The following is a 14,873-nucleotide window of genomic DNA, read 5'->3' on the forward strand; positions in this document are numbered from 1 at the left end:
ATGAGAGCTTCCTGTCAGGTTAAGCCTTCAGCCGCTTCCCCGTTCTTTAAGAAAAGACAAAACTATACATACTTAGTCAAGAAAAGGAGCCGGACATGAAAAACATTCAATCCATTGCTGCAGCATTAGGTATACGTGAAGGTGAACTTGATTTATACGGCAAGTATAAAGCCAAGCTTTCCGCAGATTTATGGGAACGAACAAAAAAACGCCAGGACGGAAAGCTTATCCTGGTTACGGCTATGAATCCTACACCTGCTGGAGAAGGCAAGACACTGACTACTATTGGTCTCTCCCAGGCGATCAACAAATTAGGTCATTCTGCGATTGCAGCACTTCGTGAGCCTTCTCTTGGTCCTTGTATGGGAATAAAGGGCGGAGCTACGGGAAGCGGACGTTCTCAAGTGATTCCGATGGAGGACATTAACCTTCATTTCACCGGGGATATGCACGCAATAACAGCCGCCCATAATCTGCTCTCCTCTATGATTGATAACCACATTCATCACGGCAATGAACTCGGAATTAATCCTAAGAAAATCGTCTGGAAAAGAGCCGTGGACATGAATGACCGTTCCTTGCGGCAGATTGTTATCGGTTTAGGTGACACAGGCGGAATGACCCGGGAAGACGGCTTTATGATCACAGTAGCTTCCGAAATTATGGCCATCCTCTGCTTGTGCGAGTCAATCACGAATCTCAAGAAGAAAATTGGCGAAATGATTGTAGCCTATACTTTTGATGGAAAACCTGTTACTGTAAGCCAGCTGAAAGCAGAGAGAGCCATGACCGTTCTTCTAAAAGATGCCATTCACCCTAATCTCGTGCAAACCATTAAAGAAACACCGGCTATCATACACGGAGGCCCCTTCGGCAACATCGCCCATGGGTGCAGCAGCATTATCGGTACCCGCCTTGCCTTGAAACTGGCTGACTACGTGTGTACTGAAGCGGGATTCGGTGCCGATCTTGGCGCCGAAAAATTTTTCAACATCAAGTGCCGGAAATCCGGGCTGACTCCTCAAGCTGCGGTAATTGTCGCTACAATTAAAGCGCTCAAATATAATGCTGGCGTGCCGAAGCAGGAACTTCATTTGGAAAACCAGGAAGCCGTCAGGCACGGATTCGAAAATTTAAAGCGTCATATTGGAAATATCAGCCAATTCAGTATTCCACTGGTTGTCGCTTTAAACCATTTTTATACAGATACAGAAGAAGAAGTAGAAGCTTTCCTTCAGCTGTGCAGGGAATTTAGAGTAGAGGCTGCTGTTTCCAAAGTGTGGGAATTGGGCGGTGAAGGAGGAGCGGAGCTGGCTCGCAAGATCATTGAATTGACCGAGGGTCAGTCCGGGAAACTTTCATTCACTTATGAAGACGGGGATTCGATCCCATCCAAGATCGAACAAATTGTCAGGAAGATCTATAGGGGGAAAACCGTTACCTATAGCCAATCGGCGGAAAAATCCATCCGGCAAATCGAGGAGCTTGGCCTCAGCCATCTTCCGGTCTGTATAGCCAAAACCCAATATTCATTTTCGGATAATCCAAAGCTGCTTGGTGCACCGGTAGACTTTGAGATGCATGTCCGGGAAATTAAATTGTCCGCAGGTGCGGGTTTTATAGTGGTCATGATGGGACAAATTATGACTATGCCCGCCCTGCCTAAACGCCCTTCAGCCGAACAACTGGATATTGACGGGAAGGGAACTATCCATGGATTGTTTTAACAAACACGAAAAGTAAGGACAGTTTTCGAAAAATCACCTGTTCTTAGCTTTCAAAAAAGCCTGAAGCGGTAGAACCGTTCAGGGCTTCATCTTAACTATCACAAGGAGCTGTAACTATGAGCCATATTGATATGCCGGCTTTGCTGCTGCTATTACTTGCGGCACTGGGCCTTTTCAGCAACAACACGACCGTTTCCATCGCCATGATTGTACTGCTGCTGCTGCGAATCACAAATCTGCATCAAAGGTTTCCCTGGATAGAAAAATACGGTTTGACTGTAGGGATCGTCATTTTGACCATCGGTGTTATGTCCCCCATAGCAAGCGGGAAAATCACGATGGAAACGGTTCTCCATTCCTTTATTCATTGGAAATCCCTCCTGGCTGTTGCGGTAGGCATGCTTGTAGCTTTTCTCGGAGGAAGAGGTGTAACCCTGATGTCCAACCAGCCTACTATTGTAGCCGGGCTGCTGATCGGAACCATTCTCGGAGTTGCCTTGTTCGGAGGAGTACCGGTCGGACCTTTAATTGCAGCCGGGATCCTGTCATTAATTATCGGACAATCATGATACATTGCATGAATTTGTTTTAATTTGCATTACCTTGTTTCGAATCCTTTTTCACTGGGGTGGTGACTGTTTTTTCTATTTCGTTCTGTGAGGGGTCTGTACCGAAAACAGAGTCCAACACCGGATGAGTCACCCCGAACCAGTGCTTGTCATTCTTGTAGTGATGCAGCAGATGAAACTTCTTCATCCATTTGCCCCATGGTGTAATAGGCTGAATGGGACGGTGCGAAACAAAATGACTCCATTCATAATATAAATGATATGCCGTAAACCCGGCCATAACGGAACTTCCCAGATGAAAAGACCTGAACGCTAAAGAAAAAACAACCCAGAGCAAAAAATGATAAGGTACATTATATTGGTTGGGTGTCAGCAGGAAAGTCATATTCAGCGGATCATGATGATGGGCATCATGGCCAACATGGGCTTTAGGCATTATTTTGGCGAAAAACCCGTGAAGCACAAAGCGGTGAACAAAATATTCAAGGAAGAAGAAAAAGACCACTCCTCCTATAACAGCTGTCCAGGACCACGGTTCATATGGCGTGAATAAAGCCGAACAACTGTAGATTATAAACATCAAACTAATAAACATGACTCTTTTGTCTGTCCAGAATTCTTTTAAGTAAGCTTTCAATTCTCCGCCCCCCTTTCTTTATTAGTATATAGGGAAGCTTTCATTTGTACTATCCCAAATTTCTATTCTCCCTTCAGATGTTTTATTCAAACTTACTGTCCGACCTCCCGTTTGCTTCCATAAAATCCTGGTATAGTGCTTGTTTAAAACCGGTATTGCACTCTTGCTTTCCTGCAATTTAATTTTGCCATAGTTTCAGAGGCAGGGAAGAATTTTCTTGGGTTCTATTAGATGCCGAACTGCCGGTGTTCTGAAAATTATATATGAAATTAATCACATACTTTTTTCGGAAAATCATGTTATAATTTAACTAAGATCATTTTGTAATTTTCCATTTTGAAAGCGCATTAAATTTAAGATTGCTGAAGACAATCGGCACTCTCTCCTTGGGGTGGAATTTTTATGGTCTCTAAGAAAAACGGTTCTTGGAGATCGGCAAGCTACTTTCTCTTTGGTTGCTTTCAGACGAATCTCAGGTTTTGCAAAATGTTCATACATATACTATACGAGGAGAATCTATATGTTCAAAAAATTATTCGGCTTGCTCCAAAAGGTCGGAAAAGCATTAATGCTGCCTGTCGCTATTTTGCCTGCAGCGGGAATTCTACTTGCTTTCGGCAACCTGCTCCATAATCCCGACTTTTTGCAACTCGCTCCTTTTTTTCAAACACCCGTCATCCAGGGTCTAGCCAGCGTAATGGAAAATTCGGGAAGTATTGTGTTCAACAATTTATCTTTGCTGTTTGCTGTCGGAGTGGCAGTTGGTCTTGCTGAAGGGGAAGGTGTGGCCGGTCTTGCGGCCATTGTTGGCTATTTCATCATGAATGTAACCATGGGGACTATTCTCGGGGTTACTCCCGCCCTGGTTGAAGGGAATATGGCCTATGCCAATGTACTTGGGATTGACACTCTCCAGACAGGGGTATTCGGGGGAATCATTATAGGGATTCTTGCCGCCTATCTGTACCGGAGGTTTTTCAAAATCGAGCTGCCGTCTTACTTGGGATTTTTTGCAGGAAAACGGTTCGTCCCTATCGTCACGGCGGCCGCTTCCCTGTTAGTGGGAATCATCATGGTATTTCTCTGGCCGTATGCCCAAAGCGGATTAAACACATTTTCCCACAGCATGGTGGATTCTAACCCGACATTATCTGCCTTTATTTTCGGGGTTATTGAACGTTCCCTGATCCCCTTTGGCCTGCATCATATTTTCTATTCCCCTTTCTGGTTTGAATTCGGACAATATTTAAATAAAGCGGGACAACTGGTTCAGGGAGACCAGAAAATCTTTTTCGAGCAGATTAAGGACGGGGCTACTTTAACGGCAGGTACCTTTATGACCGGGAAGTTCCCGTTTATGATGTTCGGGCTTCCGGCTGCCGCCCTTGCCATGTACCATGAAGCAAAACCCGAAAAGAAAAAACTGGTTGCCGGTATTATGGGGTCGGCCGCTCTAACATCCTTCCTGACGGGAATCACTGAACCTATCGAATTTGCTTTCCTTTTCGTGGCTCCGTTGCTTTTTGCCATCCATGCTGTATTCGCGGGATTGTCCTTTATGACTATGCAGCTCCTGAATGTCAAAATCGGGATGACTTTCTCCGGCGGTATCATCGACTTCATCTTATTCGGCGTCATTCCCAACCGTACCGCCTGGTGGCTCGTCATACCGGTAGGGCTTGTCATAGCGGTCATCTACTATTTCATGTTCCGTTTTGTCATTCGTAAATTCGATTTGAAAACACCCGGACGGGAGCCTGAAGAAGCAGAGAATGCCAAAGCGGGAGCTGGAGACAATAATGAGCTGCCGGCTCAAATCCTGGAGGCTTTCGGAGGCGGGAAGAATATTTCTTCCCTGGACGCCTGCATTACCCGTCTCCGCATACAGGTGAACAACGTAGGTGAAGTCAATAAAGAAAGGCTTAAAGAGCTCGGGGCTGCCGGGGTGCTTGAAGTGGGCAACAACATTCAGGCCATCTTCGGTACACGGTCTGATACAATTAAATCCCAAATGAAAGAACTCATGCAAAAATTGTGATTTCATTGATTCAGGATTCCTCCAGCTATCGGTAAGTTACCCGGACGAATTCCCGGAAGTACCTTTCCAAACGATAGAACCTCCAAATCCACTAACAAAGTGGAGATGGAGGTTCTGTTTTACCTAGCCCAGTGATCCTGGATATCAGTAAATGTCGGAACCGGAGCTTTAAGCCCATGAACCTCAAAACCGTAAATACGTGCTGCGGTATCCCCTCCCTGGGTAGGTTTGGTTACATTCAGTTTCACGTATCTGGCTTCGGTAAGTGCAATGGAATGTTTACTGGTTCCCAGCGTGTTGCCTTTCACATCTACAACCTGCGTCCAGTTTTTCCCGTCCAGGCTGACCGAAATTTCAAAATCTCTTGTATTAAACGCCGCAGCTTCTCCGCCGGCTTCGGCATGTTTAACTACAAATCCGCTAACCTTGCGGGTAGAGCCCAGATCAACGGTTAGCCAATGCGGTCCATCGCCGACGGCACACCATTTCGTTTTATCATTTCCATCCAGAGCAAATTTCGGTGCTTCCCTGTCATTAACAAACGAACTTGCTGTCGCCTGCTTGTTCAAAGCCAGATCGCCAACACCACCGGCCGCTTCTTTGGTGACCGTAATGAATTCTTTTTTTGTTGCAACGTCTTCACCTTCGCTATTTTTTGCCCTTAAGGTAACTGTGTAAGTGCCTTCGTTAGGGAACGCAACTGAAGGATTTTCTTCGGTACTGGTTTCAGGCCGGGCCCCTGGGAAACTCCATTCTACGCTTTCCGTAACCTCTGAGGACTCATTCCGAAACGTCACACTTTCCCCAGGGGCTATCAGGGTTTTCTCCGCAGAGAACTTTGCGGTCGGCTTCGGGTATGCCGGCCAGTCGAATTTTACACTGGTTTTTTCCCCCTGCCGATAAGACCTGTTTACAGGTACAACCTCTAATACTGTAGATGCTTCTTTTCCGGTCCTTTTCATCTGCGGAACATAGTACACATTATTTGGAGTTGCTCCAATGTATTCACGGGTATGATCCGGCTTAACGCGATATACCTGATAGTACAGAACATCGTCACCTGAAAGTTTATTCCACTCCAGCCTTCCATCCCCATAGATTCCTTCTGTAAACTCCGTTTCACGAATATTCAAGCCGCTCACTGCAGGCAAAGAAGCCGGCTGTTCCGTCCTATTTTCGATGGCAAGTTCCCCAATATTCGCCTGGAAATCCCTAATCTCCCCGCTGCTGCCGAACTCCAGTGATAATGCCGCCACTTTCTTACCTGCATACGGGCTTAAATCCACAGCACCCTGCTTCCAACCATTCTTGTCCTTCCCGGGTTTTAAATCCAGATAGGTGAAGGTGTCCGGTTCATCGGAGAAAGATACTCCCACTTTGATAGTGCTCTTATCACTGTTGGTTTGATAAACAAGGGATATGGCCGTATCGTCCTGTACAGAAAGATCCGCTTTGTAAAGCTTCACTTTGGTTGGATGCGCCGGGCTTAAGTCCCCCTTCACTTTTAGAGAACTGCCCCCAAAATAAGCTTTAGACCAGTCAAAATCGGGCTTTAAGGCAGTTCCGTCGCTCTCCGCAATCCACCTCCAGCTAGGAAGCACATCCTGAAGACTCCGGTTATTCCACTCTTTGTCACGGACTACTTCCCCATCAACGGCAAAAAGTTTTCCGTTCCCCGTATTAAAGTGGGTAATAAACGGAGTCCCTGTAACTGCACTCTGGTCGTTAATGTAGTGGGCAATCCCGCTCCAGCCTTTAGGATCGGCTCCCTCAGGCAATGCGGCAAGTGCCGGATTTTTCTGAGCTCCCGCCCAGAAGATCTGTTCTTTTTCCATGTATTCCTCAAATGTTTTTGAACTGTTAAAAGCCCAGTCCGGTCGGTAAATACCGAGTGAGGTTGTCGCTTTCTTCCCTTTCGGGAACAGAACCGGACAGTTAATCTTCGTGTTATACCCGTTTGCCTCCACGTCAATTCCCGCAAACAGGTCATAAGGACTACGTCCCAATCTTTTTGCGGCTTCCGGCGATTGTTGAAACGCAGTGGCGCCGTACTGCCATCTAAAGTCAATAAACATGCCATCTGCCACTTGCTGTCCTCCATTTTGGAAGAACATCCGGTTTCTATTTGTCAGTGCCCCCTGCCATGCAACCTGTCCGGTATCGATCATGGAATCGTACCATAGAATTTCCATATTTTCCGGTTTTTTATTTTGCAGATAAGTCAGGAATTCCTGCATTTGTGCAGCGTCTTCCCGTGTGGCTCCCTGGGTCTCCTGATTGATAAACCATCCGTCAAATCCGTAATAAGCAGCGGCTTCAAGCAGCTTGTCCGCCACAGGAAAACAACCCTTGTCATCTTTTTGAATCAGTTCCCTCATCCAGGCGATCTTACCGCCATGCTCGGTTTGCGGCAGAAAAACGGTTCCAAGAACAGGAACGCCATTTTTATGGGCAGCGTCGATGACGTCCGCACTGGGAGGAACGATGAGACCTTCGCCGGCAGATCCCCCCCACATTACAAGTTTATCTATGTATTGCCAATTGTTGAATGCATAAATGTTGAATTTATCCGACCCTTGCGAAGGTGTACCGCTTGTGCTTGGATTCATGGCAGCAAGCGCTACCACTTTCGGATCGGCTAATGCATTCGGATTGACCTGATTGAACCCTTTTGTCCGCTTTTGCAGCTTCACGGTTCCCTTATTGAAATCAGCATCTTTGTCCTGCTTTGGATCCCACTTCAACAAACTGTCCGGATACCAGTAAGACGAATGGGGCTGTGCGGCTTCCGTCTGGCTGGCAAAGCCGGTGAAAGCGGCAGCAAGTATTGCAGTACTGACAATCACTTTCCATTTCTTTTTCATGGACCGTTTCATTAATAGCTCCCTCCTCGAAACAAAAATGTATGATAGCGGTTTTATTTACTCATTCAGTATATACGAAAACGTTTACGCAAGAAAAGGGCAAAATGTCCCAGGTCATAATCGGGACTTTTGGCTCTGGACAAATTTGGTTCTTTCCATTATAAAAGCCCCACTTTGCTGACCGGGATAAAATCCGGCACCAGAAGGGAGCTTTGTGTTTGGTTTATTTCACATGACCTGCTATATTCATATGGTGCCATCTAAGGCCGATCTCTGTCATTTCCAATACGGAAATCCCTGGCGCGTTCAGATCGGCACCGGCATACTCTGCGCTTACCCAGTCCGCTCCCGTATTGCTGGCACCGCCCGGCATCCGAATCCTTCCGGGTGCCGATGCTTATAGAAACTGCCGTACGGGTCCACAACCGGACGGCGGGTCACTTCCTTCACGACAAGAGTCGTCCCGATCGTCGTGTTCGATGTATCCTGCCGCAAATCAAAAAAGAGCCCTATAGCTCCTTGTCACTCTGCTAGCTTTATTCTTCTGCTAACTTTATCCTGTCTGTTTTCTGAACCAATCTTCGATGAGTTGGTCGAAATTTTCCAGCTTCTTTTCGATGCCTTTCTTCCAGTTCTCACCTTTCTTGGTTGCTTCCTCGATGGATTTAAGACTTTCCTTGGCCTCCTCCAGACGGGCCTTCAACTCTTCCGTTTTTTCTTTTGAGAGACCTTTTTGTTTTTTCCCGTTAAATTGTTTCGTTACTTCCTGAAATTCCTTCTCCAGCTGGATCAGCCTCTTCAGGTGCTCAGACTGCCCGGCAGAAGTATTGGCGGAAGTCTTCTGTGCATCCATATTCCCTTTGGTACCGGACTTTGCCGTACTCCTATTCTTTTCAGTTTTTTGCTCAGCCTCTTTATTCTGATCTTCGGCTTTTGCATCCGTATCAGGCTCCCCTTTCGGATCTTCGGCCCCGTCAGTCTCTTTATCTTTCTGCTGCATTTGCTCCACTCTTTGGTTTTGTGCAAACATTTGCTGTTTATGATTCAGGTGCTGGATAAACATAAGCATCATCACAATAATTCCAATTCCCACGGCTATAAATAACATGAGGGATAAGATTTTGATCAGTTTCGCACGACTTGTTGATTTCATAAACGGTTTCCCCCTTTATTTGATAATAAATTGCCGAACCTCCATAACCATAGTATTTATTGTACCATAAACGGGCTCCGGAGTAAATACTCCGGTTTGCCTACACCTCTTTTCCTAAAATGTTTTTCACATTTTTTTCGTTTTAGGTTCAATGCTGCGATTTATGGTTATGTTATGATGATAGAGAAAGTACCGACAACTTGGAGGATAGCTCATGGAACATAATATTCAATTTACGGTGATTAGGAAGAATGAGACGAAATCTTTAAAAGGTCTTGTTTTTACGGATAAAGAAAAGGAAGTAACCGCCACTGATTTGCAGAAAATGTTTAAACAGTTTGGCTATGATGTGGAACTGGACGAGAATGATTGGAGCGGAGTCGTATTTGTCAGCAAAAACACTTCGGAACCTTATAAAATCCGCATCACGGATATGGGTGACGGCAAGCATAAACCGGATACAGACAATGAGCTAAAATCAATTGTAGCCAATTTTATTAAGCCGCATTAAGAACGGCAAAAGCCTTGTTTTTCCGCCGCGCTCTTAAAACAAGCAGGACTGCAGCATTGCAGTAACTTCTGGCTGTCGAGAAAGTCTTTGAATGCAACGTTACAGGTAAAAGTTTTTGTCTGAAGAGCGGGTAGCGTGCGCCTTTAATTCCGGGGAATAACGATCCATACTATCATTCAGATTCCCTGGAATTAAGAGCGCCGGAAGCAAAAACTTTTACCTTTTTATACCGGACATACTTTGTCTACACGCTCACAGGACTGCAGCATCGCAGTACCTGTTTTTTATATTAACCTTGATTTTCCCTTACAGTTAGAAGAAACCTGCGAAGGACAGTAAGCAGTATAAACACATCAATAGAATCAAGAAAGTCAGCAGAGCATCCGTTTTGGAATAGTGAATGGATTTGCCGCCGTCCTGACGGTAAACCCGAAAGAACAGAATTAGTCCGGCACCATAAAGTACAGAAGCATAAAGCAGATTATGAAATCCTGCCGCATATAACAGGTAGCCTGCATAAATAGAGGAAAACAGCCCGAAAACCAGCCCTTTTCCGCCATTGGCTGCCTTTTTCCTCCCTGAAGCTTTCAAACAGGATTTGACCAGATAAGCTGTTGAAAACAAATACGGGAGCAGGATGGCTGTTGTTGTCACCTGGTAGATAGTCTGATACGTCGAGCCCATAAAGATTACGAAAAGCAGGACAACCTGGACCGATAAGGTAGTGATCCAAAATGACCCGGCAGGGGTTCCATTTTTATTTTCATAGGCCGCCCACTTGGGAAGCACGCGATCTTTTGCTGCAACGAACAGTGTTTCTGCTGATAGTAAGGACATTCCTATCACCAGTCCAAACAGGGAAATGATAAGACCAATATTAATTAGTGCCGCCCCCCACGGCCCCAGTACATGCTCCAGAACATATGCCATGGATGGCGTTCGGAGTCCGGCAAGCTGCTCTCTTGGGAATATGCCGTAAGACAACAAAGAGACAAGCATATAAATAATCAGGGTACCCAGCAGCCCCATCACCGTTGCCTTGCCAACATCCTTTCTTCTTCTTGCCCTTCCGGAAAAAACGACAGCCCCTTCAATGCCCAGGAATGCCCAAACGGTTATCAGCATGGTTTTGTTCACCTGGCCCCCAACTACACTCCAGTCAAATGTATCACTTCCCCAAAAGCGAAACCGGAACGTATCCAGTTGAAATGCGGCAAACAAAATTACAATAAAAACTCCAATCGGAATAAGCTTGGCTAATGTAATCAGTCCGTTCACTACCGCCGCTTCGTTGAGTCCGCGAAGCAAAAAAATATGAAGCATCCAGATCAAAACCGAAGCACAAGCGATAGAAATCAGATTATTCCCATCTTCAAAAACAGGAAAAAAGTAGGATAATGCGCTGAATAGTAGAATGGAACTCGCTACTATAGTCAGCATGTTGGCCAGCCAGTACCCCCATGCACTCAAAAAGCCAATGAATTGGCCGAATCCTTCTTTGGCATAGCTATAAATCCCGTTGTCGAGATGGGGATACCGGTCTGCCAGGTTTTGAAAAGTTAACGCGAGCATAATGACACCAAGCCCCGTAATCAGCCAGGCGACCAACACAGCCCCCGAATTGGCTTCTTGTGCCATATCTCCCGGCATGCTGAAAATACCCCCTCCGATCATGGAACCTACTACAAGGGAGACAAGGGCCAAAAAGCCCAGTTTTCGATCCTGCAACATCATAGTTAAATAAGCTCCTTGCTGCTGTTAATTTTGACTAATACAATGGATTAGTATAAACCTTTTACTCTGGTAGAGCAACAAAGAACCGGACTTTAAGGAAGTTATATTTTTCCATTACCCGTTCAATAGCAAATAATGGTACAATGTTAAGTGCCGTTTATCGCGGAATTGTTTGAAACAGAGGTGAATCAGCCATTGTCTTTCCGAAATAAGATTCGCATTAGACCGCTTCGTTCCTGGAACTGGGACGGCCTGTTTTTTTATACGGCCATTATTATTTGGGTGAAATCTCTGCTGCTTTTGGCAGCCCTTCATTCTCCCGATTCAGCCGGGATCAGGCCCTCCACTACCTTTTACGGAAATGCGCCCATCGGCTCCCATTTGATGTTTATTGTTTTTTTTGCCGCAATAGGCCTACTGTTCAAAAATAGGATGCGCTGGTGGTATTACTTGGGGTATAACTTGGCTGTCAGCCTTATGCTCTTTTGGGACCTGGTGTATTATCGGGCTTATGGTGCGTTTTTATCCATACGTTTTTTGTTACACCCGACCGGGTTCAACCCGCTTGAGCTCAATCTTTGGACCTACATAAGACCCATTGATTTATTATTTCTTGCCGATTTTCTTGTCCTATTATATCTTTCTTTCCGCAAAAAAAAGCTATACCGGAGTGTTCACAGAAAGCCCATCTTGGGACTCGCTCTGATGATGCTCGCTTCCGCTTATGTGGGATATGACCATTACCGGATTGATGTTAAAAATACTAAAGAAGATATGATTTTCCTGCGGATGTGCTGGGTACCTTACCAGTCAATATCCAACATGTCTCCGATCGGCTATCATTTTTACGACGCGATCCGCCTTTTTGGGGAGGCAAAGGAATATAAGCTGACCCAGGAGGATGAAAAGAAAATTCAGACATGGCTGAAGCAAAATCAGGACGACCTCCCGGATAACAAGTATAAGGGGATGTACAAGGGGAAAAACCTGATCATGATTCAGGTTGAATCTTTGGAAGATTTTGTGCTTAACCAAACTGTAAATGGCCAGGAAATTACCCCCAACCTGAATCGCTTGCTTGGAAATAGTTTAAACTTCACTAACTATTATGAGCATGTTAATAACGGAACAAGCTCGGATGGCGATTTGACAACCATTACATCGACTTTTCCGGTACGTAAAGGCACAAACTTTTACCGCTATCCTACCAATACTTATCTATCACTTCCTAAGTTATTTGAAGGGATCGGCTATCACACTTACTCGTCACACCCGGAACGGGCCGGGAACTGGAACTGGATGGAAGCCCACCGTAACTTCGGATTCCAGACAAGCTGGGATTTGCGGGAATTCAATGTGGATGAAACAATTGGCCTGGGCTTGTCGGACGGTTCTTATATGAGACAGATGAATCAAAAGTTGGCTAATGTCCCACAGCCTTTCCTAATGCATTTTGTCACCTTGACAAGCCATGCCGCATTCGGAATTCCTGAGAAGGAAAAGGGGCTCAAGCTCGATAAAGAATTCGAAGAAACTATTCTGGGTGCTTATTTTCAAGCCGTGAATTACACGGACCGGCAAATTGGATTATTTCTGGACAGACTGGAACAGGATGGTCTTCTGGATAAAACCGTTGTAGCTATCTATGGAGACCATGGCGGCGTGCATAAGTTTTACCAGAGCAAAGTGAACAAAATTAAGATGGAAAAGGAAGAATGGCGTCCGAATACGCATAAACTTCCCTTCCTTGTCTACAGCAAAGGAAGTCAGGGAGAAACTATCCCGACAATTGGCGGACAGGCGGATACCATGCCAACACTCGCTTATTTGCTGGGTGTGGATGATAAGGAATTCAAATCCACCATTATGGGCAAAAATCTGCTCAAAACAACCAAAAATTATACAATCTTAAATAATGGCACAATTATAGGCACTCCTTCCTCCGAAGAGGAAAAAAATCATGCCAAGCAAACCTTTGAGATTGCCGACCTGATTCATGAGACCAATTATTTTAAATATCATCCGGAAGGATTCTGACAAGAAGAGAATTCCATCTCCTAACCAGGAAAATTGAGAAAAATACCTTGCATTACTGTTGTTTAAAACCTTTAGCCATGGCCAGTTTGTGGAACAATACCTTTAAAGAAAATTGGATATCGATATGAATGTTTAGAAGAGATTGTAAAGATTTGTACATAAACTAATGGAAGGATATTTTAATAAGATAAGAAATTTCAAATATAAAACACGGGGTTCAACTACCCCCGTGTTAATTTACTTCTGTTTCTCTAACGCTAATTTCAGCCCTTTTTGATAATATTGGGTCATCACTTCTTCAGGAACCATACTTCCACCTGTCCCCCAAATAATATGTGTACCCTTACTCATTTTTTCCGTTAAATGATGCTTCAGTAAATAATCGACTCCCTCTTTACATAATTTAATTGGTCCTATCATGCCTGCTAGTGCAGAAGGTTCTAAATGAATCCCCTCTGTATCGACTAGTTCCTTTAGCAACTTATACAACTGTTCATCGCTAACCGTATAATTACCGCTTAAAAAAGGTTCTATAGTTTTACCCACAAATCCAGATGGCTTCCCTACCGCAAGTCCATCCGCATCTGTTACATTGTCGATACCAACATCTTGTACAGAAATTTCATCATGAAGTCCAGTTATTAAACCAAGTAACATACATGGAGAATGGGTAGGTTCTGCAAAGAAACAGTGAACATAGTCTTGATACAATAACTTCAAACCAAAAGCTATGCCTCCAGGACCACCACCTACCCCACATGGAAGATAAACAAACAAAGGATGATTTTCATCTATTGTTATCTTTAATCCTTCTAATTGTTTTTTCAATCGAGACGCTGCCACTGCGTATCCTAAAAATAGGTCATGAGAATTTTCATCATCCACAAAATAACATGTAGGGTCTCCATTTGCTTGGATTCGACCTTCTTCTACTGCTTTACTGTAATCAGCTTCATATTCAATAACCTTAACATTTTTGTTTCGAAGCAAATTTTTTTTCCAGTGTTTTGCATCAGCTGACATATGAACAATCACATTAAAACCTAACTTTGCACTCATGATGCCTATACTAAGTCCTAAATTTCCAGTCGAGCCTACTGCAATTGAATATTGTGAGAAGAATGTTCGAAACCTATCACTATCTAAAATAGAATAGTCATCTTGAATTGTTAACAATTGATGTTGAAAAGCTAACTCTTCTGCATGTTTGAGAACTTCATAAATCCCTCCTCTTGCTTTTATAGACCCTGATATAGGAAGGTGACTATCACACTTTAGCAATAATTCGCCTAATATAGGTTGTTGATAATCCTGTTCTAAGGATCGTTTCATGGTAGGAATTCCCACTAAGGGAGATTCTATGATACCATTCATCTTTTGGGTTTCTGGGAAAACCTTGGCGATATATGGGGCAAAACGTTTCAACCTTTCCTCTGCATCCCTTACATCATCTTGAATAAGGGGGGGTTTTTTAATTCCTGTCTGGAATTTTTCGATATTAGGATTGATCCAAAATACTTCCTCCATCGAAATGAGCTTGTTTAGTAAAGGTTTTTGGTCTTTGCATGTTCGTATATCTTTGCTCTCAATCTCCTTCATTTGT

General features: G+C 44.4%; 10 protein-coding genes and 1 pseudogene. 5 read left to right on the forward strand and 6 right to left on the reverse strand.

Translation table 11 applies throughout. The features are described from left to right. Window positions 1-95 precede the first annotated feature (95 nt). A complete protein-coding gene (locus BXP28_RS06380; RefSeq protein WP_077584973.1) occupies window positions 96-1,727 on the forward strand; it encodes a formate--tetrahydrofolate ligase in 1,632 nt (543 codons plus the stop codon). A gap of 116 nt (window positions 1,728-1,843) precedes the next feature. After that, window positions 1,844-2,296 (forward strand): DUF441 domain-containing protein, encoded by a 453-nt coding sequence (locus BXP28_RS06385; RefSeq protein ID WP_023485106.1) that lies wholly within the window; start codon window positions 1,844-1,846, stop codon window positions 2,294-2,296. A gap of 19 nt (window positions 2,297-2,315) precedes the next feature. Here the strand turns inward: BXP28_RS06385 and BXP28_RS06390 are convergent, their stop codons facing one another. Beyond that, window positions 2,316-2,933: a sterol desaturase family protein gene (locus BXP28_RS06390; RefSeq protein ID WP_024093939.1), complete on the reverse strand. Its 618-nt coding sequence runs from the start codon at window positions 2,931-2,933 to the stop codon at window positions 2,316-2,318. Between the two features lie 520 nt (window positions 2,934-3,453). Here BXP28_RS06390 and ptsG point away from each other — a divergent pair. Continuing rightward, window positions 3,454-4,959: pseudogene (gene ptsG, locus BXP28_RS06395) on the forward strand (glucose-specific PTS transporter subunit IIBC); the annotation flags it as partial. Window positions 4,960-5,090: 131 nt separating this feature from the next. On the opposite strand, the gene BXP28_RS06400 reads toward ptsG, so the two are convergent. The 3 genes from BXP28_RS06400 to BXP28_RS06405 form a co-directional block, all read right to left on the reverse strand. Continuing rightward, a complete protein-coding gene (locus BXP28_RS06400) occupies window positions 5,091-7,847 on the reverse strand; it encodes an endo-beta-N-acetylglucosaminidase (RefSeq protein WP_023485103.1) in 2,757 nt (918 codons plus the stop codon). 211 nt (window positions 7,848-8,058) lie between these two features. Beyond that, window positions 8,059-8,208, reverse strand: a complete 150-nt coding sequence (locus BXP28_RS23580; protein WP_024093936.1) for a hypothetical protein — start codon at window positions 8,206-8,208, stop codon at window positions 8,059-8,061. Between the two features lie 180 nt (window positions 8,209-8,388). Next, complete coding sequence (locus tag BXP28_RS06405; protein WP_036654354.1) at window positions 8,389-8,988, reverse strand: DUF1049 domain-containing protein; 600 nt, start codon at window positions 8,986-8,988, stop codon at window positions 8,389-8,391. A 214-nt stretch (window positions 8,989-9,202) separates the two neighbouring features. Here BXP28_RS06405 and BXP28_RS06410 point away from each other — a divergent pair, with 214 nt between their 5' ends. Then, window positions 9,203-9,499, forward strand: a complete 297-nt coding sequence (locus tag BXP28_RS06410) for a hypothetical protein (RefSeq protein ID WP_024093934.1) — start codon at window positions 9,203-9,205, stop codon at window positions 9,497-9,499. A gap of 312 nt (window positions 9,500-9,811) precedes the next feature. Here BXP28_RS06410 and BXP28_RS06415 read toward each other — a convergent pair whose 3' ends face one another. Continuing rightward, on the reverse strand, window positions 9,812-11,233 hold the full coding sequence (locus tag BXP28_RS06415) for a basic amino acid/polyamine antiporter (RefSeq protein ID WP_051427846.1): 1,422 nt from the start codon (window positions 11,231-11,233) through the stop codon (window positions 9,812-9,814). Window positions 11,234-11,428: 195 nt separating this feature from the next. Here BXP28_RS06415 and BXP28_RS06420 point away from each other — a divergent pair, with 195 nt between their 5' ends. Further along, window positions 11,429-13,270 carry an LTA synthase family protein gene (locus BXP28_RS06420; protein ID WP_036654356.1) on the forward strand — a complete coding sequence of 614 codons (1,842 nt, stop codon included), beginning with the start codon at window positions 11,429-11,431 and terminating at the stop codon, window positions 13,268-13,270. Window positions 13,271-13,507: 237 nt separating this feature from the next. On the opposite strand, the gene dsdA is transcribed toward BXP28_RS06420, so the two are convergent. Further along, window positions 13,508-14,869 (reverse strand): D-serine ammonia-lyase, encoded by a 1,362-nt coding sequence (gene dsdA, locus BXP28_RS06425; RefSeq protein ID WP_023485099.1) that lies wholly within the window; start codon window positions 14,867-14,869, stop codon window positions 13,508-13,510. Window positions 14,870-14,873 lie beyond the last annotated feature (4 nt).

This window comes from Paenibacillus larvae subsp. larvae (genome assembly GCF_002003265.1).
In the GTDB taxonomy this organism is placed as follows: domain Bacteria; phylum Bacillota; class Bacilli; order Paenibacillales; family NBRC-103111; genus Paenibacillus_H; species Paenibacillus_H larvae.

Coding starts and splice junctions, on each gene's coding strand:
- BXP28_RS06380 (WP_077584973.1), top strand. CDS start 96: ATGAAAAACATTCAATCCATTGCTGCAGCATTAGGTATACGTGAAGGT.
- BXP28_RS06400 (WP_023485103.1), bottom strand. CDS start 7,847: ATGAAACGGTCCATGAAAAAGAAATGGAAAGTGATTGTCAGTACTGCA.
- dsdA (WP_023485099.1), bottom strand. CDS start 14,869: ATGAAGGAGATTGAGAGCAAAGATATACGAACATGCAAAGACCAAAAA.
- BXP28_RS06410 (WP_024093934.1), top strand. CDS start 9,203: ATGGAACATAATATTCAATTTACGGTGATTAGGAAGAATGAGACGAAA.
- BXP28_RS06385 (WP_023485106.1), top strand. CDS start 1,844: ATGAGCCATATTGATATGCCGGCTTTGCTGCTGCTATTACTTGCGGCA.
- BXP28_RS06415 (WP_051427846.1), bottom strand. CDS start 11,233: ATGATGTTGCAGGATCGAAAACTGGGCTTTTTGGCCCTTGTCTCCCTT.
- BXP28_RS23580 (WP_024093936.1), bottom strand. CDS start 8,208: ATGCCGGGCGGTGCCAGCAATACGGGAGCGGACTGGGTAAGCGCAGAG.
- BXP28_RS06405 (WP_036654354.1), bottom strand. CDS start 8,988: ATGAAATCAACAAGTCGTGCGAAACTGATCAAAATCTTATCCCTCATG.